This window comes from Niveibacterium umoris (assembly GCF_014197015.1).
GTDB classification, from domain to species: Bacteria; Pseudomonadota; Gammaproteobacteria; order Burkholderiales; family Rhodocyclaceae; genus Niveibacterium; species Niveibacterium umoris.
The window spans coordinates 1111661-1133585 of the sequence record NZ_JACIET010000001.1; the positions used below are offsets into that span (position 1 = coordinate 1111661).

Annotated in this window: 18 protein-coding genes; 9 read left to right on the forward strand and 9 right to left on the reverse strand. The window is 64.5% G+C overall.

What is annotated here, in order from left to right:
- Positions 1–289: 289 nt before the first annotated feature.
- From GGR36_RS04925 to tssJ, 6 genes are all read right to left on the reverse strand, one after another.
- On the reverse strand, positions 290–2326 hold the full coding sequence (locus GGR36_RS04925; protein ID WP_183632493.1) for a protein kinase domain-containing protein: 2037 nt from the start codon (positions 2324–2326) through the stop codon (positions 290–292).
- 30 nt (positions 2327–2356) lie between these two features.
- On the reverse strand, positions 2357–3022 hold the full coding sequence (tagF, locus tag GGR36_RS04930) for a type VI secretion system-associated protein TagF (protein WP_183632495.1): 666 nt from the start codon (positions 3020–3022) through the stop codon (positions 2357–2359).
- Positions 3023–3024: 2 nt separating this feature from the next.
- Positions 3025–6579, reverse strand: coding sequence for a type VI secretion system membrane subunit TssM (gene tssM, locus GGR36_RS04935; RefSeq protein WP_183632503.1), 3555 nt, complete (start codon positions 6577–6579; stop codon positions 3025–3027).
- Positions 6580–6598: 19 nt separating this feature from the next.
- Complete coding sequence (locus GGR36_RS04940) at positions 6599–7912, reverse strand: DotU family type VI secretion system protein (protein WP_183632505.1); 1314 nt, start codon at positions 7910–7912, stop codon at positions 6599–6601.
- Positions 7913–8037: 125 nt separating this feature from the next.
- On the reverse strand, positions 8038–9375 hold the full coding sequence (gene tssK, locus GGR36_RS04945; protein ID WP_183632514.1) for a type VI secretion system baseplate subunit TssK: 1338 nt from the start codon (positions 9373–9375) through the stop codon (positions 8038–8040).
- 23 nt (positions 9376–9398) lie between these two features.
- Complete coding sequence (tssJ, locus tag GGR36_RS04950; RefSeq protein WP_183632516.1) at positions 9399–9878, reverse strand: type VI secretion system lipoprotein TssJ; 480 nt, start codon at positions 9876–9878, stop codon at positions 9399–9401.
- A 198-nt stretch (positions 9879–10076) separates the two neighbouring features.
- Here tssJ and GGR36_RS04955 point away from each other — a divergent pair, with 198 nt between their 5' ends.
- From GGR36_RS04955 to GGR36_RS04995, 9 genes are all read left to right on the forward strand, one after another.
- The gene (locus tag GGR36_RS04955; protein ID WP_183632518.1) at positions 10077–11378 is read left to right on the forward strand and encodes an OmpA family protein; all 1302 of its coding nucleotides are present in this window, start codon (positions 10077–10079) and stop codon (positions 11376–11378) included.
- 191 nt (positions 11379–11569) lie between these two features.
- Complete coding sequence (locus GGR36_RS04960; RefSeq protein ID WP_183632520.1) at positions 11570–11878, forward strand: BufA1 family periplasmic bufferin-type metallophore; 309 nt, start codon at positions 11570–11572, stop codon at positions 11876–11878.
- Between the two features lie 7 nt (positions 11879–11885).
- Positions 11886–12776 carry an MNIO family bufferin maturase gene (gene bufB, locus GGR36_RS04965; protein ID WP_183632522.1) on the forward strand — a complete coding sequence of 297 codons (891 nt, stop codon included), beginning with the start codon at positions 11886–11888 and terminating at the stop codon, positions 12774–12776.
- Complete coding sequence (locus tag GGR36_RS04970; RefSeq protein ID WP_183632524.1) at positions 12773–13531, forward strand: HvfC/BufC N-terminal domain-containing protein; 759 nt, start codon at positions 12773–12775, stop codon at positions 13529–13531. Before bufB (GGR36_RS04965) ends, GGR36_RS04970 begins: the two co-directional genes overlap by 4 nt.
- Positions 13532–13545: 14 nt before the next feature.
- Positions 13546–14055 (forward strand): DoxX family protein, encoded by a 510-nt coding sequence (locus tag GGR36_RS04975; protein ID WP_183634903.1) that lies wholly within the window; start codon positions 13546–13548, stop codon positions 14053–14055.
- 122 nt (positions 14056–14177) lie between these two features.
- A complete protein-coding gene (bufA2, locus tag GGR36_RS04980; protein ID WP_183632526.1) occupies positions 14178–14441 on the forward strand; it encodes a BufA2 family periplasmic bufferin-type metallophore in 264 nt (87 codons plus the stop codon).
- A gap of 69 nt (positions 14442–14510) precedes the next feature.
- On the forward strand, positions 14511–15353 hold the full coding sequence (gene bufB / locus GGR36_RS04985; RefSeq protein ID WP_183632528.1) for an MNIO family bufferin maturase: 843 nt from the start codon (positions 14511–14513) through the stop codon (positions 15351–15353).
- On the forward strand, positions 15350–16117 hold the full coding sequence (locus GGR36_RS04990; protein WP_183632536.1) for an HvfC/BufC N-terminal domain-containing protein: 768 nt from the start codon (positions 15350–15352) through the stop codon (positions 16115–16117). The genes bufB (GGR36_RS04985) and GGR36_RS04990 overlap by 4 nt, the downstream gene beginning before the upstream one ends.
- 76 nt (positions 16118–16193) lie before the next feature.
- On the forward strand, positions 16194–17351 hold the full coding sequence (locus GGR36_RS04995; RefSeq protein WP_183632538.1) for a PLP-dependent transferase: 1158 nt from the start codon (positions 16194–16196) through the stop codon (positions 17349–17351).
- Between the two features lie 37 nt (positions 17352–17388).
- Here the strand turns inward: GGR36_RS04995 and GGR36_RS05000 are convergent, their stop codons facing one another.
- From GGR36_RS05000 to GGR36_RS05010, 3 genes are all read right to left on the reverse strand, one after another.
- Positions 17389–19566 (reverse strand): carboxy terminal-processing peptidase, encoded by a 2178-nt coding sequence (locus GGR36_RS05000; protein WP_183632540.1) that lies wholly within the window; start codon positions 19564–19566, stop codon positions 17389–17391.
- Between the two features lie 321 nt (positions 19567–19887).
- Positions 19888–20358 carry a hypothetical protein gene (locus tag GGR36_RS05005; RefSeq protein WP_183632542.1) on the reverse strand — a complete coding sequence of 157 codons (471 nt, stop codon included), beginning with the start codon at positions 20356–20358 and terminating at the stop codon, positions 19888–19890.
- A 183-nt stretch (positions 20359–20541) separates the two neighbouring features.
- Positions 20542–21888, reverse strand: coding sequence for a hypothetical protein (locus GGR36_RS05010; RefSeq protein ID WP_207064306.1), 1347 nt, complete (start codon positions 21886–21888; stop codon positions 20542–20544).
- Positions 21889–21925 lie beyond the last annotated feature (37 nt).

Genomic DNA, 21925 nt, shown 5'->3' on the forward strand with positions numbered 1-21925 from the left:
GGCGAGCAGCGCGACGACTTCGAAGGCGTTGTCGTCGCGCACTGCCCACATGCCCTGTCGCGCAGGGCGAAGTCGAAAACGCAGCGCCACGCAAGGCGCTCGCAGCTTCGGTCTGCAATTGCAATAGGTCACATACCGCGGCGCAGTTGTATCGTCCAGCGGAGCAGCAAACGCGTGCCACTTGCCCGACGCAAATGGCGTACACCGAAGCCGCATACGAACCCACGACCCCGCGGCTTCGTGCAGTTGCCCGTCGTTTGCACGCAGTCGGCCAACCCAGCGAAACAATCTACTTCTTACCGCCCAGTAGCTGATCCAGATCGCGGTTGAGCTTCTTCATGTACTCCTCTTCCGAGGGGTTGCCGTCGCTTCCCGCGCCTTTGCCTTTGCCGCCCGGTTTCTTTTCGGCAGGCGGTGTCTTCTCTGCGCGCGGCGCAGGGGCCTCCGCAGGCTTCTTCGCCGGGGGCGATACGACCGGCGCATCGGTCTCATTGACCGAGAAGGTCGCCAGCCCATACGCGGCGCCACAGTTGGCCGTACCGTCAGCGCACTGCACACTGCCCGCCATGGCCTTGATGCCTGCGCGCGAAAGCGCAGCTTCGACTTCAGCCACCGTCGCAGAAGCAATGCCCTCGCGTGGCGAGAAACCGAGTTTGTCGAACTGGCGTGGCGATTCCGACACCAAGGCCATGACCTCCCAATCACCACGCGGTTGGTCGGCATCGAAAGTCCAGTTCGGACGAGGGAATCGGACGGCCTTGCCCGCGGCGATCTGGTTTTCCGGGTCGAGGGCGTTCGGGAAGATCAAGGACAGGGTTCCTGCACCCTTGTCGTGCAACAAAAGGTAGAGGTAGCCCGATTTGGCTGAACTGAGGCTGAAGCTCAGGGCATCCTTTCCGATGACGACGGGTGACTTCACCTTTTCGACCACGACGCCAAAATCGACGCCTGCGTTCGTCAGAAGAGCTTCTTCCGCTTGGGCGAGCGACACAGGCTTGGGCGGCTCCACCGGCTGTGCCAGCGGCGCAGAAACCGTTGCGACCGGCGATTGCGCAGCGGGCGGAGCTACCTGGGGTGCAGACACCGAGGCGACGGGCGGTGCCACCGGAGCTTGCCGCCCGAAAACCAAGTAGCCGCCGATGCCGATCACAACCAGACCGCCAAGCGCCGCCCCGATCAGGATCGTGTTGCTGCGTTTGGGCGTCGCGCCTTGCGCCACCGGTGGCGCAGGTCTTTGGGCCGGAGCAGCCGCAGGCCGCACAACCGTTGCATCGGGCGCGCTTGCAACCGCGCGTTCCGCCGGTTTGGCGCGCGCAGCCGGCGAAACATTCGCCACCGGCGCGAACACCGTTGCGTTGCTACCAAACCCAACCAGCTCGCGCATGGCAGCGATCGACTGCGGGCGGTCTTCGGCCTTCACGGCAAGGCAGCGATCGATGCCTTGCAGGAAGCTGTCGTCATAGCGCCCCGCCGCGATCGTCGCCAGCGGTTCGTAGCTGTCCTGCATCATCCTGCCGACCGAAGGTGGTGGCGTCTTGCCAGTGATCATGAAGTACACCACGGCACCGAGCGCATAGATGTCGGTCCACGGCCCCTGCTTCATGCCGGGCATTTCAGCGTATTGCTCGATCGGCGCGTAGCCCGGCTTGAGGATCACGGTGAGCGCCTGCGTCATGTCGCCGATCACGCGGCGCGCAGCGCCAAAATCGAGCAGAACGGGGCGATCGTCGCGCAGCAACATGATGTTGTCCGGCGCAATGTCGCGGTGAAAGCAGCTCTGGTTGTGGATGATTTCGAGCGCATCCATCACCGGGGAAAGGATCTTGCGGATCCATGCCTCGTCCGGCGGCGAACCGCGCTCCTTCAGGGCATCGCGCAACGTGATGCCGTCGTAGAAGGGCATCGCCATGTAGGCCGTGCCGTTGGCCTCCCAGAAGCGGTACACCTTGACCAGCGCAGGATGATCGAATTGCGCCAGCAGCCGCGCCTCGTTCACGAAACTGCGCCGGCCCACCTCGAAGGTCTCGCGATGCCGCTCCGAGCGCACCGCCACGGATGAATCGTTCGCACGCGACGCCAGCGACGAGGGCATGTACTCCTTGAGCGCCACCTTGCGTTCGAGCGAGTGGTCATGCGCCAGATAGACGATGCCGAATCCGCCCTCACCCACCAGGCCAACGAGTTCAAATTCGCCCAGTCGGGTTCCCACCGGCAATGCGTTGTGCGAGGAATTGTCACGCGCTGCAGCCGGCGCAGGCGCCGGCGGCGGGGTTGCGGCAGCTGCGCCGCCGAGTACTACCGTCTTGTCGTCGTTGGAATCAGACACGGGATTCTTCCGCTATTGCTTTCGTCTGCCTCAGGCACCGAAAGTCTGGTCGATCATTGAGGTGTAACGCGCTGCAGCCGGCAGGTGCTGATGCAGGAAGGCCCTTCCCCCCGCCTGCCACCAAAGCGTGTAGCCGCGCAGCACCTGCGCCAGCACGCCATCGGCAAGCGTACCAAGATCCGGGCCGCTCGCGGTGCGATCCAGTTCGACCGGCGACGCGCGCTGCAACAAGGCATTTGCCGCCTGACTTGGCATCGCCGGAAACAGCGCCGGCAGACCGATCGCGGCGAGGCTCGCCTCAAAACCATCGACCGTCGCGTCGTGCGCAAGGCAGGCCCGCGCAGCTGCTTCCGCACGATCCAGCCAGGAGGAGAGCAAGTCGAGGGTTGCGCGTTCAAGCAAGACGCCGTCGAGCGGCGCACACACCGTCAGCGGGAAGTAGCGCCCGACGCGATCAACCGAGGGCAGCAGCACCCCCGCCCAGCCCTGGGAGCCGAGCACGCCCGGCGTAAGCACGAAACGCCAGACCGGCGCGGTGAGATAGCGGTCGAGCCACGCCGGACCGAGCGCCCGCTGACTCTCGGCCATGCAAGCCTGGAGCCAACCGTCCCACGCACTGACGAAAGCCGGATCGAGACGTCGCTGTGCAAAGTCGCCAAGAGCGGGCAGCTTTCCGTACCAGCCCGGGCCGCCCATGCTCAGAGGCCCGACGGACAGCGGAACTCGCTGAGCTCGCGCAGCCGGAACGGATTCTGCACGCTGCTCGCGGTCACCTCGAACGTGGCTGTACGGCCATCGACATCGAAGGTGACCTTGAACTTCTCGGGCGCGCCAAGCCCGTCGACCTTGGCCTTGTCGAACAGGCGGAACAGCGCCCACGGCCCCTCGGTACTGAATCCGGAATTGCCAGACGCTGCAGCAGGCGCCACCTGAACCCGCGCAGAAAGTCCACCCTTGGTCCCCGGCCACTGGATCGACTGCAGCATCTGCGGGCCGTGGGCATATTTCACCAGCTGGCCATCGACGTCGAGCGTGAACTGCGTGATCGACGGATCCATGTCGGTCGGCTTGAAGTCGAGCCGGATCGAACCGCCGCTGCGGAAGAACACGTCACGTATCGTCGCCGCGCGCTGGAACTGCACGAGATTTCCCGAGCCTCCGAGCGACTGTTCCTGCACTTTCTTGAAGCTCCAGGGCCGCGTCGAGGTATCGACGAACTGCGCGAGGTTCTTCTGGAAGAAGTCGTCCATCAAACCACCGGGCGAGAACAGGCGCGCGAAGTCTTCGCGAGTCACATCGCGATTGCTGCCCTTGACGAAGGGGTAACGGCCGTCGATCGCCTGCTGGCAGAACTGGCCGACCTGCGCCCCAACGCTCGCAGACAGATTCTCGCGGGTGGCGGTGAGGGCTTGGGACGTGCCAGCGGCGGAGAGTTGCTGCAGCATCGAGCGCAGCGGCTCGGGCATCCTTGCGCTTTCCGCCTTCACCTTGACTGCGGTGTCGCCGGGCGGGGGTGCCACCTTGTCCCGCAAGGCGGTTTCGGTTGCCGTGAGGTTCACGTAGACCTCGTTGAGCAAGGCAATCGTGGCGTCGATTGGCGCCGTTTTGCCATCCCCGGTGACGAGCGAGCGCACTTGGGTAAAGCGGTCGTCCACCATGATCTCCAGCCCGCCGCCTGCCGGCGCCGCCGCAGGGGCCGCGTCGCCCAGCCCAAGCATCTTGCCGAGTTCCTGTTTGGCTCCGCTGACTTTCTCGCCAGCTTTGTCGACCAACGTCTTGTCTTCGGCGCGCTTGGTCAGGGTCGTTTCGCGCGACACCGCACGCAGGAACTTCGGCAGCGGTGAATCCGGCGCAGACAGCACCCGAGCGACCTGGATGCTCTGTTGCAGGCTGCCCGACTTGACCAGCGTGACATCGGCAAGAAACTCTTCCCACACCTTGGCATAGTCGGCCAGGTAGAGACGTCGTACGTCATCCGACACCTTGCCGGCATCGCCAAGCTTTGCGCTCTCGGTACCCAGCACCCACGCCTGCTCTTCGGCGAGTTGTTTGGAAACGCGCCCCACCTCCCGGTCAAAGCCCTTGTAGTACCCATCGTAGGTATAAAGACCCGGCACCCCCTTCGTGAGCGGCTGCCCGCTCTTGCGAATGAAGACCAGGGCCGCCGATGACCCTGCGGCGCGTTCGATCGTGAAATCCGGAATGTCGTTGCCTACGCCCTGACGCTTCAGGCGGCTATAGACCCGCGCCGGCAAGCTGAAGCCCAGCAGTTTGTTGCGCGCGTCAGCAATCAGTTGGGCGTTGGCAGGCAGTGGCGACAGCACCGCGCCATCCGCAAACAGCGCATCCACATGGGCAGACAGTGCTTGGCGCTGGTCGGTGGTGGCTTCCTGCGGCAGGTTGCGCGACCAGTCGAATGCTATCCACGCCTTCAGCGCATCGGCGTTGAAGTGCGCGGGTTGATTGAGCATCAGGTAGGTCTTGAGCGCCTCGTAGGTGTACTCAAGATTGTCGGTCGTCAGGCTACCCCTCAACTGAGCCTCGACCCGGTTCGAGATCCGCGGCATCAGCGTGTCGCGCAAAAGACTGCGATAGGCCTGCTCGGCTGCTGCGTCCAGCTTGTCGCCCTGCCCCAGACCGAAACCCATCGACATCGGTGATTCGCCACCCGGACGCGACGCCGTGTGTGCAACGCCCTTGACCCCCTCGATCACCGGCAACACGCCGAGGATGTCGTCGATCGGTGCCTTGTTCGCGTCGCCCACGATCGGCTTCAAGGCTGCCACCTTGGCATCGACCTCGCCGACGTATCCGCTGTTTCCGATGTACGAAAGCGTCCAGGCCAGCAACAAGCCCAAGCTGATCAGCGCAACCGCACCAAAGGCCGCAAGACGGATCAGCCCCCGGTTGCGTTCCCACTTGATGTTTGTCCCGCCAAGCCGCTGCTCGGCAAAGACTACCTCCCGAAGCAGGCGCGTCAGGAAGTAGCTCTTGCCGCTGCCGGCTTGCGGCGGCAGGACACGACGCTCAAGCCCGAAGGCGCCGCCGAGACTCGCCAGCACGCGGTCGATCGGGTTGCCTTCCTGCGTGCCGCTGGTGAAATAGACGCCGCGCACCTGTAGCGGATGGTCGAAACCGGACGGCGCCAGCACCTTGTCGAGGAAGTCGCGCAGCAACTTGCCCGCCGCTGCGAACTGCTGCGGAAAGGCCGCGATCAAGCCACGTCGCATCAGGTCACGTTCGGTTTGCAGGCGCTCGAGGAAAACCCGATCAATGCGCGACTGCAGACCGGCCAGGCGCTCGCTCAGCAGCGCCTCGGGCACGCCCTGCACATCCGGCGCAAAGGTCGTGCCCCACACCTGATCGCGGGCGTCCTTGCCGAGATCGCCGAAGAATTCCATGAAGCCGGCGATCAGGTCGGCCTTGGTTACCAGCACGTACACCGGCAAGCGAACGCCCAGTTCGGTGTAGAGCTCCTGTATGCGGGTGCGCAGTGCGGCCGCGTGCGCGGTGGCGGCGGCTTCGCTCTGTGTCAGAAGATCGCCGATGGAAACCGTCAGCAGCACGCCGTTGAGCGGCTGGCGTGGCCGGTGCTTCTTCAGCAGGCCAAGAAAGCCCTGCCACGCCGTGCGATCTGCTGACTGGTCGGAATCCTGCGTCGTGTAGCGGCCGGCGGTGTCGATCAATACCGCCTCGTCGGTGAACCACCAGTCGCAATTGCGGGTACCGCCAACGCCCTTGATCTGGTGCGTTCCGAGCTTGTCGGCGAGCGGGAAACGCAGGCCGGAGTTGATCAGCGCGGTGGTCTTGCCCGAACCCGGCGCGCCGATGAACACATACCACGGCAGTTCATACAGATAGCGGCTGGAGCCGATCGAGGCAAGGCGTGCAAACGCGCCGGCCTTCTTGTCCGCCCCAAGCTGGCTTTGCTTGAGAACCGCTACACCCTCGGCGAAGCGTTGCCGCAGCACCTGGACTTCCGGCGAGTCCGCTTCTCCTGCGGAATGACCGGCGATGCCATCGAGCAGTTGTGCATTGGCCTTGCTCGCCTTCCATTTGCGGTAGGCAAATCGCCCGACCACGAACAGCACGACCAGCCCGATCAGGATCCAGCGGACCAGTGCCGGTTCAAGCGGCGCATGCCCGGCGATCGCGATCAGCGGGCCGATGAACCAGACCACCAGGGCAAATGCGATCAGCCCGAACAGGCCAAGCACCACCGGATGCAACAGCGCCTTGAAGAAGCTTTTCATCGGAAGACCTGTAGACGGTTCAGACCCCGCCTGCGGCGGGGAAGACGATGATTTCGACACGCCGGTTCTGCGCGCGCCCCTCGACGGATTCATTCGACGCGACCGGTTCGCTCTCCGCGCGCCCTTCGGTCTGGATTCGCTGCCCGCTGCCGATCTTCGGCGCCAGCGCTTCGCCCACCGCATCGGCGCGCGACTTCGAAAGGTGCCAGTTGGACGGGAAACGCGCCGAGCGGATCGGCCGGTTGTCGGTATGGCCGCGCACCAGCACCGCGCCGCCGACCTTAGCCACCGCTGCGCCGACGCGGTCGAGGATCTCGACGAAACTGGGTGCGAGCGTTGCGCTGCCCGGCTCGAAAACGCCATCGCCAAGGGCGGTAACGATGCTGCGGTCAGACAGGTCGCGCACCACGATGCGACCGGCCTTGATGTCGTCCTGCAGCAGGCTGGAGAGGCGGTCAGGCGCCTTGATTTCGACCTGCTTGGTCACCACCGCGGCCGGAGGTTTCACGTTGAGGGCAAGAATGTCGGAAAAGGTCGGGTCGGAACGCCGATTCAGCGCGAACGACAACCCGGTGAACACAAGTGCGAGCACCAGCGCGGCAATCGCAGCAACCGCCCAGATCGGCACGCTGTCACGCAGTGGGGTTCGGCTGGTCGCAGTCGTACGCCACGCGGGCGAGAGTTCGCGATCGGGTTCGCCGCGCGCCTTCGCAAGCATTTGCGAGAGGCGCTCACGCACCTGATCGAGTTGCGCGCGACCGTTCTGAAGCACGCGATAGCGGCCTTCGAAGCCCAGGGAAAGGATCAGGTAGAACAGTTCCAGCAAGGGGCGATGCGCCTCCGGTTGCTCCGCCACCTTCGCGAGCAACTGGAACACCTTTTCGCCACCCCAGGCCTCGTTGTGGAACTGCACCAGCAGACTGCGCTGTGCCCAGATCTTTTCGCCCCAGGGCGTATTCGCCGCGGTCTCGTCGAGGAAGGTGCACAGCGCGTATCGACCTGCAACGACATGCTCGTTCAGGGCACCACGCGCCCGTGCACGGTTTTCGAATTCCTGCACCGCGCGCCCGAGCATGTCGCGCAGCCCGGAAGGATCGGGATGGGTCGCCTGCCGCAGCTGGGGAACCAGGTTCAACAGGGGTGTCGCCGCCGCCACGAGCGGATTCAGGCCGGTATCCCAGTCAAGCGCACCCAGTTCAACACGCTCGAAACGCCCCCCGCCGCCGAGAGAAGGCGCCCACGCTGGTGCTGGCGATGCCGCCCGCGCCCCCGGCGAAGGGATGATCAGGGTCCGGTCGGTGGGCATCTGCCCGAAGGGATCGTCTTGCGCCATCGCGTCTCACCCGTTTCCATGGGCATCGGATCGTCCCGATCGCCCCGAATTGTGTTGAACCCCTACTGCTGCCCAGCGAACCTCATCACACGCAAGGCCAGTGAAACCCTGTGAACGCTGAGCCTTTAGTTACGGATCGCCCAGAGCGACAGCTCAAGCCCGGGGAATTCGCCGGCCACATAAATGCCGAGGCCACCAGAGGACTCAAGCTGCTTCCACAGATCACCCGTCGCATCGAGTTCGAAATACGAGAACCCGGCGTGATAAGGCAATTGCCGTGGCGCCACCGGCAATGGCCGCAGGCCGATGCCCGGCAGTTGCAGGTTCACCAGTTCGCGAATCCGTTCCACCGGCCCCAGCTTCGCTTGCGTCGGGAAGCGGCTGCGCAGCGCTTCCCCCGGCACCTGGGCATTGACCGCAAGCACGAACCCGGCATGGCGCAGCAGACCGCGATCGGTGATCAGACCAACGTAGCGCCCCTGCTTGTGATCCTGCAGTTCGATCGGCACCGCGGTCTGTTCGAGTACTGTCGCCAGCGCCTTGCGGATCTCGCGCACCAGCGGCAGGAAGCACAGGTCGAGCGCGTCGTGCGCGTAAGCCGGGAACGCATCCGGGCGTCGTTCGGCGCGCGTGAGTGTGGCCAGTTCGCCGGCGAGTTCGAGCAATCGCTCGTGCAAGCGCTCGGGATGCAGCGCCGACAACTGTGCAAACTGGTCCAGCACCGGTTGATGCCGGTTAGTCAGCACCAGGAAGAGGAAATCGGCAAATTCGGAGACGCCGCCCGCACCCGGCTGCGCCAGACGGCCCGCCAGCGCATCGCCCCGTTGGCGCAGCAGCGCGCAGACTTCCTTCAGATAGCCACTGAGTACGTTCGAGACTGCACACGACACCACCGGCGGCACATAGCCGCGATCGAGCAGCAGGCTGTTGTCCGGGCGCCGTTCGGCGACGCGGACGATGCCTATCCGCACGAATGCGTCGGTCAACGGGCCAGCCAGTTCGATACGCAAGCGCGGATGTCCCACTTCGACCGGCGCGGCCTGCGCATCGGCCGTGTGGGCGTCGAGCACCTGGGTCTCGGCAGGCTCATAGCGCGCCAGGCGTGTAGCGGCGTCGGCGGCACCCGACACTTCGATCGCCTGGGGCCGGCGTAGCGGTAAGGCGAGGCACACCAGTGCATCTTTCGTGTCAGGCGGAAAGTCCAGCGGCGGTGGCGCGAGATCCACGGCAGGGAAATCGAATGGCGTACCGTCAGGCAGTATGCCGCGCCCTTCGAGCAGCGCGACCTTGCCGGCCGCCAGCGCAGCCTCGTCAATGACGAGGTGAGAGAAGCCCCAGAAATGCGCATGGATACCGCGCGTGCGGGCCTCGACCCACCACTCGCCGTGACGGTCCTGCTGCTGGAAATGCTGGGGCTGAAGGAACAAGCCTTCGGACCAGACGACCTTGCTGTACCAGGACATCGCTCTCTTCCGGAACGGGGCGCTCAGGGCGCCGGAGTAATCGTGACGCGGTCGCGCAGTACCGACACCTTGTAAGCCGTGGTCTTGTTCGCCGGTACCGGCACGACGGCGCGCCACTGCGTCTTGTTCGGATCACGAAAGGCGACGAACACACCCAGCGCCTTGGCCTCCTGCATTGGCGCCAACCGGCTGCTCACACTGTCACCCGGCCTGAGGGTGACCTCTTCTCGTGAAACCATTGTTGCGCCAAGCGCCTTTTCGTCGCCGTCGAACAGCGAGAAGAAGTCGGCGGCCTCGAACGGACCGGCATTGCCAAGCAGGTAGTAACGCACCACGACCGGTGTCGCCCGCCCCTTCGCGTCGGGGTTGACGCCGGCGTCGGCGGACACCGCGAGTTGCACGATGGTAGGTGGTGGCGGTGGCGCCAAGGCCTTTCCGCCACAGGCGGCGAGCATCAGGCAGAAACCGGCAGACAGCAGACTTCTCTGTGTTACACGCATCATGCAGAGTCACCCTCAGTGTGTTGCGTTCGTCATCGGCGCCTGCGGATTATCACGAGCCAGCGCCCGCGCTGCAACGACAGCTTGCAACGACAGTGAATACGGTCGCAGTCTCGGCGAAGTTTCTGGCGCCTTTGGCCGCGCAGTGCTACGAATCAGTGTGCGATCAAGCTTCCATCGCACCAGGGAGGTCACAATCTCATGGCAGACCATCACGGCGGATACCCGCACTTCCCCTCGATCGCCCGCAAACCCGGCCCGCTGACGCTCTGGCTGCTCGCGCTCATTGCCGCTTGCGCAACCTCGACGCTACCAAAGGACTCCGCACCTGCGACCCCGGCACCGGCGCAGGCCGTGGTCGCGGCGCCCGCCCCGCAACCGCCCCCTCCGCCGCCCACGCCGGTTCCCTTCGAGCAGGCGATCGAGAAAGCTGCCACCGCGCTCTTCGGTAGCGTTGCGCCAGACGCCGCAGGGGCGAAACGGCTGGTGGTGATCGATCCGCTGATCGACGGCATGACCGGCGAGCAGACGCAGGCTACCCGCCTGATGCAGACCCGACTATCCCGCATTGCAAAGGAACGTTACCCGCAGTTCGACGTGCAGCCTTTCAGCGTCGAGAACCTGCGGCGCAAACCGCTGGTCCTGATCGGGACATTCACGGGCATCGACGGCCAAGGCCGCACGCAAGGCACCCGCGAGGCTTACCGGATCTGCCTCGCCCTCGCCGACCTCGACAGCCGCACGCTGGTCGGCAAGGGCGTCGCCCGCGCCAAGATGGAAGGTATCGACGTTACCCCGCTGGCTTATTTCCGGGACAGCCCCGCCTGGGCGCTCGATTCCGTCACCGAGGGCTACATCAAGACCTGCCAGGGCAGCCGGGTCGGCGATCCGATGGATGGCTTCTATGTTGCCCGCATCGTTTCGGCGGCGAGCGTGCAGCGGGCAATCGAAGCGTACGACGCCGGCCGTTACCTCGAATCGCTAGAGCACTACAGTGTCGCGATGCAGGCGGCCGCCGGCGACGAGTTGCGGATCCTCAACGGGGTGTACCTCGCCAATATGAAACTCGGGCGCAAAGACGCCGCGAAGGTGGTATTCCAGCGCATCGTCGATTTCGGCCTCGAGCGCAAGCGCATGGCGGTACGCTTCCTGTTCAAACCCGGATCGACCTCGTTTGTCACTGACCCGCAAGTCAGCAATGCCTACCCGGTCTGGCTGGCCGAACTGGCGAAGCGTTCCGCACAACGCAGCGCCTGCCTGGAAATCGTCGGCCATACCAGCCGCAGCGGGCCCGAAGCACTCAATGAGCGGATCTCCGTCCTGCGGGCTGAAACCATCAAGCAGCGACTCGAGGCGCAAGCGCCGGAGCTGCGCACCCGCACCATCGCAAACGGCGTCGGATCGCGCGAAAACCTGGTCGGAAACGGGCGCGACGATGCCACCGATGCGCTCGATCGACGGGTGGTCTTCAAGGTCGTCGATTGCGCCGCGCCGACCGCCTGAGCCAAGCATCACCACCAGCAGCCCTTCTCACCGCGGATCGGTCTCCCGATCCGCCCCTCACGGGTTTCGCCGCTGGGCGAAGTCCGATTCACATCCGCTGTAAGAAATTGGCGCCTCGCGCTGTCTACCGGGACAGTTGCCCGCTGCTGCATCCCGCAGCAGCACCGGCACACCTTCTCAGGAGCCTAACCATGAACACCAAATCGTCCGCCCGTCCGGTCACTGCACTCTGCATCGCCGCCGCACTGGGCTTCGCCGTATCCCAAACGACAGCTGCAGCGGAATCCGCCAGTGACAAGGAGAAGTGCTTCGGCGTCGCCCTCAAGGGCAAGAACGACTGCGCCGCGGGCGCAGGCACCAGTTGCGCCGGCACCTCGAAGGTCGACTTCCAAGGCGAATCCTGGAAGTACGTACCGAAGGGCACCTGCGAAAAGACCGCTTCGCCGACCTCGCCGACCGGCTTCGGTCAGCTCAAGGCCTTCAAGGCAAAGAAGGTCTGAGCCAGCGATGAGCGCGACGCCCCCGATCGGCGCATGCCCGACCCCTGCCAGCCTGCCGGTCGGTGCAGGCATCGGGCTCAAGGCGCAGCACTTCGCGGACGCCCGGAATGCCCCAACACAGCCGGCATTCTTCGAAGTGCACGCCGAAAATCACCTCGGCGCCGGGGGGCCGTCACATCGCATGCTGGAGTGGGTGCGGCGCGATCATGGCCTGTCGATACACGGTGTCGGCCTCTCGATCGGCGGGCCCGGCCCGCTTGATCGTGAGCACCTCGCGCGCATCGCACAGTTGGTCGCGCGGCACCAGCCCGACGCGTTTTCCGAGCATCTGGCCTGGTCCAGCCACGGCGGCGAGTTCTTCAACGACCTGCTGCCCTTGCCCTACAACCGCGCCACCCTTGAACGTGTCTGCGCCCACGTAGTGCAGGTGCAAGATGCCCTCGGCCGCGCGATCCTGCTGGAGAACCCGTCCACTTATGTCGAGTTCGCATCCAGTTCGTTCAGCGAAGCCGACTTCATCTCGGAAGTCGTCAAACGCACCGGATGCGGCCTGCTGCTTGATGTCACCAACTTTCACGTCTCGTGCACCAACCACGCGCGCGACCCATGGGCTTGCATCCAGGCGATGCCGCTCGAAGCGGTGGGCGAAATCCACCTCGCAGGCTTTGCACCGGACAGCGACGACGCCGGCGCACCGCTGCTGATCGACGCGCATGACCGCGCCGTAGTAGCCGAGGTGTGGTCGCTCTACCACCGGGTGCTTGATCGGATCGGCCCGACGCCGACGCTGATCGAGTGGGACAACGACCTGCCCGCTTACAGCCGCCTGCTGGACGAGGCTGCCGTGATCAAGCGCTGCCTTGCGCCCGCAAGTCACCCACAAGAAGCGGCCGCATGAACAGCGTAGACGCCTTCGCCGCCGGACTGCGCGACATATCGCACCCGGCGCCAGCCGACCTGCGTTGCTGGCACGGTGGCAGCACCGCGCGACGCTTCGCGGTGTACCGGAACAACCGCGCAGCATCGCTGATCGCCGGGCTGGAAGATGCCTTCCCGGTCACGCGCGAACTGGTGGGTCAGGATTGCTTCCGCGCGCTGGCCTCGGGCTTCATCGAAGCCCATCCGCCGCGCTCGCCAGCATTGTTCGAGTATGGCGACGCGCTGCCCGACTTCATTGGCGACATCGACGCGCTCAAGCCATATCCCTACCTGTCCGATGTCGCCCGCCTCGAACGGTTGCGGGTGGTGGCCTGGCACGCGGCCGATGCACAGGCGTTGAAGCCCGCGGACTTCGCCGCCTGCCTCGCGGACGTCGAAACCCTTCCGGTCCTGAAGTTCCGCATGCTGCCCTCGTTCGCACTGCTCGAATCGGACTGGGCTGTGTACGCGATCTGGGCTTCGCACCAGGGCGACGACCCGATGACGGGCGTGCAGGTCGATCGCCCGGAGACGGTCGCCGTCGTTCGCCCGTACGACGACATCCACCTGCACCTGTTCGACGCCGGCACCGCAGCGCTGATCGGCGCGCTCGCGGCCGGCGAGACACTCGGCGCGTCGATCGCGCTCGCCAGTACAACCGACCCTGAATTCGAACTCGGTACCGCGCTGACACGCCTGATCGCGTGTCAATGCGTGGCTGCCATTACCTCATGACTGGAGTCAGCACCATGCCGCAACCCTCACGCTTGCGCGGTCTCGTCGACAAGGCGATAGACCTCGCCGGAAAGATCCCGGACAGCGCCATTGCCGCCCTTGGCCGTTTTTCGGTCGCCGCCATCTTCTGGAAGTCGGGGCAGACCAAGGTTGAAGGCTTCTCGATCGACCTGATCGAGCGCAGTTTCAGCATCGGTCTGCCGCATCTCTCCGCCTCGGCGGTGGATCTGTTCCGCGACGAGTATCACCTCCCGCTGCTCGATCCAGCCCTTGCCGCAACTGCGGCCGCGTTTGCCGAGCACTTCTTTCCGGTTCTGCTGCTGCTCGGGCTTGGCACCCGCTTCGCCGCGCTGGCACTGTTCGGCATGACGATGGTGATCGAGGTGTTCGTCTATCCGGACGCTTACCCGACTCATGGCGTGTGGGCGACCGTATTGCTGTTCCTGATCGCGCGTGGCGGTGGTGTGCTGTCGCTGGACCACCTGATCGCGCGTCGCGCCTCGATGTCTGTCGTAACCCGATAAATTTCTGCGGGCGCGACGTAAGAAATCAAAGGCTCGCCCCGTCTACTCCCATGCACACCCCGTGCATCTGCCGCCGGCCAGCGCCGTCGGACACGCACCATCCAACCAGAGAGGACTTCATCATGATCAACGCCAAATCCGGAATCGCCATCGCCGCTGCTGCCGCTGCACTGTTCGCCATGGGCGCCGCCCCGCTCACCGCCGCTGCGGCGGACGACATGGGGGGCGTCAAGTGTGTCGGCGGCAACAGCTGCAAGGGCCACTCCGAGTGCAAGACGGCCAAGAACGAGTGCAAGGGCCAGAATTCCTGCAAGGGCCAAGGCTGGACAAAGACCAAAACTGCCGCCGAATGCACCAAGGCTGGCGGCAAGGTCGACAAGTCCTGAGCCTGAATCGGGGCCGGCGCAGTATCACCGGCCCTTCTTCACATCAAACCCGCCTGACCTGGAGTCTCCATGAATCGCGCCTTGCACGGATTCGGACTTGGCCTGCGCGTCGAGCACTATCGTGACTTCGTCGACACCCGGCCAGCGGTCGACTGGCTCGAGATCATCTCCGAAAACTACATGGTGCCGGGCGGCAAACCGCTGCACTTTCTCGACACGATCCGCCGCGACTATCCGATGGTGATGCACGGCGTTTCGCTTTCGATTGGGTCGGCCGATCCACTCGACCGCAAATACCTCGGCGAGCTCAAGGCCCTGGCGGACCGTGTGCAACCGGCGTGGATTTCGGACCACCTATGCTGGACCGGCGTCGATCACCATAACCTGCACGACCTGGTGCCGATGCCCTACACCGAAGCCGCGCTGCAACACCTGTGCGAGCGCATCGATCAGGTGCAGAGCTTCCTCGGCCAACAGATCCTGCTCGAAAACGTGTCGAGTTACGTCGCCTTCGCGCAGGACGAAATGAGCGAGTGGGACTTCGTCGCCGAGATCGCCCGCCGCGCCGATTGCCTGCTTTTGCTCGACGTTAACAACGTTTACGTCAGCAGCATCAACCACGGCTTTGATGCCCGGCGCTACATCGACGCGATGCCGGCATCACGGGTCCGACAGATTCACCTCGCAGGCCATGAGGACCACGGCGACTTCCTGATCGACACGCACGACCACCCAGTGTGCGATCCGGTCTGGACCCTCTACGACTACACCCTGCGCCGCGTCGGCGCGGTGCCGACGATGATTGAACGCGACGATCACATTCCGCTTCTGGCTGAACTGCTCGCCGAACTCGATCATGCACGTGAGGTTTCGCGCCTTGCATTGGGGCAACACGAGGCGGTGACCGCATGAACACGCTGCACCAGACCCAATGTACCTTCCAACAGGCGATCCTGACACGGCGGCTTCCCGATGGTTTGCTGGCCGATAGCACCGGCACTGCCGCCGCTCGCTTCGAGATCTACGCCGAGGCTTACCGCGCCCGCCTGCTCACGGCGCTGCGCGACAACTATCCGGTGCTGCGAGCCGTGCTCGGCGATGAGGACTTCGACGCGCTCGGGCTCGCCTACATCGCCGCACACCCTTCTCGTCACCCGTCGATTCGCTGGTTCGGCGATGCGCTGCATGCATTCGCAACAAGCGACCCCGCGCGATTGCCGCATCCCGCACTCGGCGACCTGATCCGTATGGAGTGGGCGCTGCGGCATGCCTTCGATGCAGACGATGCAACGCCATGGTCACTCGACGAACTCGCAAGCACGCCGCCAGAGGGGTGGCACTTGCTGCGCTTTGCGCTGCACCCATCGGCCTGTTTGCTCGATGTGGAATGGGCGGTAGAGGCCGTGTGGCATCAGCTCACCGCAGACCCGGATGCGAGCGTCGAACCTCCCGAGGAAGATCCGCACACGCTGCTGATCTGGCGGCAGGGTCTGGACACCCGATTCCGTTCGCTCGACGCGGTGGCATCGCAATTCATCTACGCACTCGCGGACGGCGCGACGTTCGGCGAGGCGTGCGAGCAGGTATCGCCGTTGATGCCGGAAGAAGAGATCGCACAACGGGTCACTACGATGCTGGCACAGTTCATTGCCGACGAGGTACTGATCCGCACCTGAGCCGTAATCCGATCGGGCTCGGCATGTCCGGCGCCCGCGCTACACTGTCGCGCATTCGCCTGCCGGAGCCGCTTTCGTGAGCAAAGACTCGTCCCCAGTTTTCCACCCCGAAACCCTCACCGCGCAAGCGCTCGGTCGTGTTGCGGAGCCCTATCGCGACATCGTGCCGCCGCTGCACCTGTCGACGACCTTTGAGCGCGCCGACGATGGCAGCTACCCCGGCGGCCGGGTGTATTCGCGCGACGCCAGTCCCGCCTACGATCAGGCCGAAGCACTGCTCGCCGAACTCGAAGCCGGCGACAGCGCCCTGCTCTTCTCGTCCGGAATGGCCGCAGCCGCGGCGGTGTTTCAAGCGCTCGAACCCGGCCAGCGCGTGCTCGCGCCACGCAACATGTACTGGGCGCTGCGCAAGTGGCTGATACTCTTCGCCGAGCAGTGGCAGCTGGATCTCGCCTTCTACGAGAACGCCGATCTCGCCGACCTCGAAGCCAAGCTGGCGATCGGCGCCCCGAAACTCTTGTGGATCGAGAGCCCCGCCAATCCGACCTGGGAGCTGACCGACATCGCAGCAGCCAGCGCACTGGCGCACCGCGCCGGCGCACAGGTCGCAGTGGATGCAACGGTGCTGACCCCGGTGCACGGGCAGGCGCTGAAGATGGGTGCCGACATCGTGATGCACTCGGCGACCAAGTATCTCAACGGGCACTCCGACGTCGTCGCCGGCGCGCTGGTCGCGCGCAAGGACGCGCCACTGTGGCCGCGCATCCGCACGGTCCGCGCGCTTGGCGGTGCGGTGCTGGGGCCGTTCGAGGCCTGGCTGTTGTTGCGCGGCATGCGCACGCTGTTTCCGCGGGTCCGCACGGCGAGCGCCTCGGCCATGAAACTTGCCGAGGCATTGGAACGCCACCCGGCCGTGTCACAGGTCAGCTACCCGGGCTTGCCCTCCCACCCGCAGCACGCGTTGGCGCAGCGGCAGTTCAGCAACGGATTCGGAGGCATGCTGTCGGTGCGCATTCGCGGCGGCGAAAGCGCCGCGCGAGCCGTGGCCGCAAAGCTTCGGATCTTTAAACAGGCAACGTCGCTCGGATCGGTGGAAAGCCTTGTAGAGCACCGCGCCAGCGTGGAGGGGCCGGGCACCTTCTGCCCCGATGACCTTCTGCGGGTATCCGTCGGCATCGAACACAGCGACGATCTGATCGCCGATTTCGTTCAGGCACTCGACAGCATCGCCTGAACCATTCGGGCGGCAGCCCACCTGCCGCCCGCTCCAATCACTTCTTCGTAAGGCGCAGGTCCGCCGGCACGACACGCACGGCAAGCTTCGGGTTGGCTGTCAGCAAATCGACTTCGTCGCTGAGCACATGGGCACTCTCGGTCAGCAGGGCGTCGGGGCGTTCGCGTTTCTTCTTGCCCGCTCCTCTCGAACGCTCAATGGAACGTTCGTTGTCGAGCAAGCCGTCATCCGACGACGCCTGCAGGTCCTCATCAATCTCTGCCTTCGTTTTGCCGGCTTTTGCGCCGTTCTCGCGCGCCTCTTCCTCAGCCCGTTTCTTGGCCCGCGCTTCCATCGCGTCGCGCTCGGCACGCCGCTCCGCTTCATTGAGCGAGATCGTGGCGCGCTTGCGCAGGACCGCGATTTCGTTAGCGTCGTCGATGATTCGCTTGAGCGTTTTCTCGGCCGACATCCGCGCTTCGTGGCGGCTGCGCAACGAGGGAATCACCGCTGTCAGATCCCCGGCCGGCAGATAATCGGCTGGTTTGATCTGGCTCGCCGGCAAGGCGTTGTCGAAGCTCGACTCGCCCATATGCTCGATATCGTTCAGCAGCGGGTAGGCAATATCAGGCGTGACCCCACGCAACTGTGTGGTGTTGCCATTGATCCGGAAAAACTCGGCCACGGTGAACTTCACTTCTCCGTAAGTCGGTTTCTCCGACTTCAGCAACTGGTCCAGACTGATTACCGTTTGCACGGTGCCTTTGCCGAAACTCGGTTCGCCCAGAATTACGCCGCGCCCGTAATCCTGGATCGCCGCCGCGAAGATTTCGGAGGCCGATGCGGAGAAACGGTTGATCAGCACCGCCATCGGCCCGGTCCAGCTGTAGCCTGCCCGTGTGTCGGCCTCCACAGCGATCTGCCCTTTGGCATCGCGCTGTTGCACCACTGGCCCCTGGTCGATGAACAGGCCCGTCAGTTCCACCGCTTGTCGCAGCGAGCCGCCGCCGTTGTTGCGCAGATCGATGACGACGCCTTCAACCTTGTCCTTCTTGAGTTCGCCCAGCAGGCGTTCGACATCCCGCGCGGCGCTCTTGTAGTTCTTGTCGCCCGATCGACGCGCCTCGAAATCCTCATAGAACGATGGCAGGGTGATCACGCCGATCTTGTGGGCCCCGTGTGCATCCTTGATCTCGATTTCGGATTTCTTCGCGGCCTGCTCTTCGATGCTGATCTTCTTGCGCGTCAGTTGCACCCGCTTGTGTTTGGTGTCCGGTCCCGCGTCGGCCGGCAGCACGTCGAGCACCACCACCGTATCGAGCGCACCGCGGATCTGGCTGACCACGTCGTCCAGACGCCACCCCAGCACTTCTGAGATCGCGCCGTCTGCGCCCTGCCCGACGCCGACGATGCGATCGCCAATCTGAAGCTTCCCCGACAAGGCTGCGGGGCCACCCGGCACCAACTCACGGATCATCGTGTAGTCGTCGCGCGATTGCAGTACTGCACCGATGCCCACCAGCGACAGCTTCATCGAGATGTCGAACTCTTCAGAGGCCTTCGGGCCGAGGTAGTTGCTGTGCGGGTCGATCGCCGTCGCGTAGGCATCCATGAAGATCTGGAACACGTCGTTCGGGTTGACCTTGTCGATGCGGCCGAGATAACCCTCGTAACGCTTGTCGAGCGTGCTCCGGATCGCATCGTCCTTCTGCCCCGCAAGCTTCAGGCGCAGCCAGTCGTTCTTGACCCGCTTGCGCCACTGATCGCGGATCTCGTCCATCGTTCGCGGCCAGGGGGCGTTCTTGCGGTCGTATTCGATCGACTCCTGGCCGGTGAAATCGAATGCCGTTTTCAACACCTGCCGCGAGTAGGTGAAGCGCTCGACCTGGCGGTCGCGGTACAGGTTATACAGCGTGAAGGGAAAGCGAACGTCCTCGTTCGAGATCGCATTGTCGAGTTTTGTCCGCGCTGCGGAGAAAGCGTCGATATCGGCTTGCAGGAACAGCAGCTTCTCGGGATCGAGCGACTGGAGGTAACGGTCGAACACCTTAGCCGACAGCGCATCGTCCAGCCTCGGTGCGGTGTAGTGATAGCGGGTCAGCAAGGTGGCGATCATTTTCGCGGTGGCAGCCTGGTATTGCTGCGGCCCCAGCGGTACCCGCGCAGGCCCTTCCAGCGCCAGAACATGCCCGAGCGGCGCAAGCAAGATCAGCAAGCACAGCAAAACCTTCTTCATCCGACTTCTCCGAGAAACATCAGCCTGACAGCACACCATCGGCGCGACACTGCCCCAGCCAAGGGTAGGCAAATGTACGTCAAAACCGCGGGATGGGGCTGCTGGAGACAGCGCAAATGGGGTCGCTGTAGCACTTGCTTACACAGAATGTGCGGTGACTGCTCTGACACACATCTCCACAGAGACATCCATGGAGATGGCACGCCTCTGAGGGCAATGCACTGGCTGACGGCATCCCCTCAGCGAGACTCCCGCACCGGGCCAAGCCTGGTCTGACGGGTGGCACGGCCTCAACGCAAGATCAAGTGAGCAGCGGACGCCTCACCGTGCCCTGGCCGCGCGAAGTCTCGTTCTGGGGCCGACCTGCCGCGGCCTGGGTTGCGTGACCAGTACCGGATGCCCCTTGAAGCCGCGTAGCCCGAGAAAACGCCCGGGTTCCAGCGTGCAGACCTTTTGAGCCAGCATTTCGACGCGCGCGCCGCCAATCCCCGCGGTATGCAGCACACCGCGGGCAAACTCGATCTCGGGGATGCGCCCCAGAAGGACCACCGCGCTCCTGCCGAGTACCCCCAGGCCAGAGTCTCGGGCATCACGCCAGTCCGCGGCCATGCCCTTGGCGCGCAGCTCCGCGCACAAGGTTCGCCCGCCAAATCCGCGCCCGCCAACAACCCGGATACGTGCCTTCGCCGGCACGGTCACAGGCGTGCGCCAATGCCAGCGAAGTGCGCCAATGCCCCATGAGCGACAGGCATCGCCAATCCGGATGAACTCGTCCTTGTCGCCTTCACGCATCAACTGTATCGCCCACCTAGGTCGGGAGCGCTTACTCTACCCGGCGCAGCGCCCATTCACCCGTGATGCAAGTCCGCAGGCTGATGTCTCGAAAGCAGGCCATTGCTCGCTGCGCAGCGCGAAACCGGCACCATCGTGGCGCATCAGGCACAGCAACACGCCGCCGGCGTTGCCCGCGCTGCATCAGAAGTATCGGCGACAGTCCTCTTCCCAACCTACCGGCCGTTTCGCAACCGGCGGCACCGGCTGCTTGACCTTGGTCTTGTCGTAGCTGCAGTCGAGCGTCGCGCAGGCGTTGGCCTCGTGAGCGGAACAATAGTTCCAGGCATCGCTGTAGGTCTTGCAAGCGGCATCCGGGTTGTTGTTGTCGAGCTTGGCCTGAATGCACAGCGTCTGTTTCGCACTCGCACTTGGTTTGTCGACCCAGCGCGCGGCACAACGTTGCTTGGCCTCGGCGGCAGTGGGTGCGCCCGGCGTTGCCATCTCGCGCAACCAGCACGCTGAAACGAAGTCGGCCTGTTCGTCCTTGATCAGATCGAAGCTACCTTTGCAACTCGCGTGCGGGTCACCGGGGCAGCAGTTGTAGCTCGTCACGTCGGGGTGATTGGTCGCGATCCAGGGCGTAATCCGGGACTGACCGCCAAGTTGGGTTTCACCCACATCCAGAATACCGACCGAGTGCGCGTCGACCATCTTCGCCCAAGTCTTGCGCGCGGTGGATCCAAATACCGCCACCGGCAAGGTCTTGGTGGCACTCGCGTCCTGCGGGGCGGTCACCAGTTGCAACATCGGCGTGAGATACACCGCTCCCTTGTCGTCGCTGTTGAACCAGGCCTGCGGATCGGGCAGCAGCGCATCTTCACCGCTGCCGGGCGCAGCGATCGGGCGCGAATCGACGATCGTCTCGTAGGCAAACGGGTTCTTCGCGCCGGCAGCGCCCATTACCCGGCCCCAGCGGCACATGGTGAAGTTGTCGAGATAGTCCTTGCCGCTCAACGCAGGAATCGGCGGATAGTCGAGGAACAGCACCGAGCGTTGCGTCGCCATCGGCAGCCCCAGCGGCAGGTAGAACGCCCAAGGCTGGCCGGCGCGCGGCTGAGGATCCCAGCACTTGGGCGAGGCCTGCGCCTCGCACGCCTTGGTGCCCTTGAGCGCCGCCTGTGCGTGTGCGGCGTCGAGCAATGTCGGGTGCACCTGGGCGTAACGTCGCGCGGTAGCGCTGGCCGGGCTGATGCTCACCTGCACCTGCTCAACGCCCGCGACGACCGGGAAGCTCACGCTTACCTTGGCCTTCTTGACACCATCCCGCTGCAGCGACTGCAAGGTGAAACCTTCGATGGTCTTGGCAAGATCGGGATACTTGGCCGCATATTCGGACGGCAGCCAGCTTGCGTCTGGATACAGCGACTGGACGACGGACTTCGGTCCGAGGGTGTAGCTGACGGCATCGGCCGCACGGGCACCGGGCGCGTACTGCATGACCAGCAGCAACAGACAGGCGCAGAGGCGCCAGCAACGAAAGAGATTCATGGCAGGGACTCCCTGAGGGGGCAGCAAAGGGCGCGTC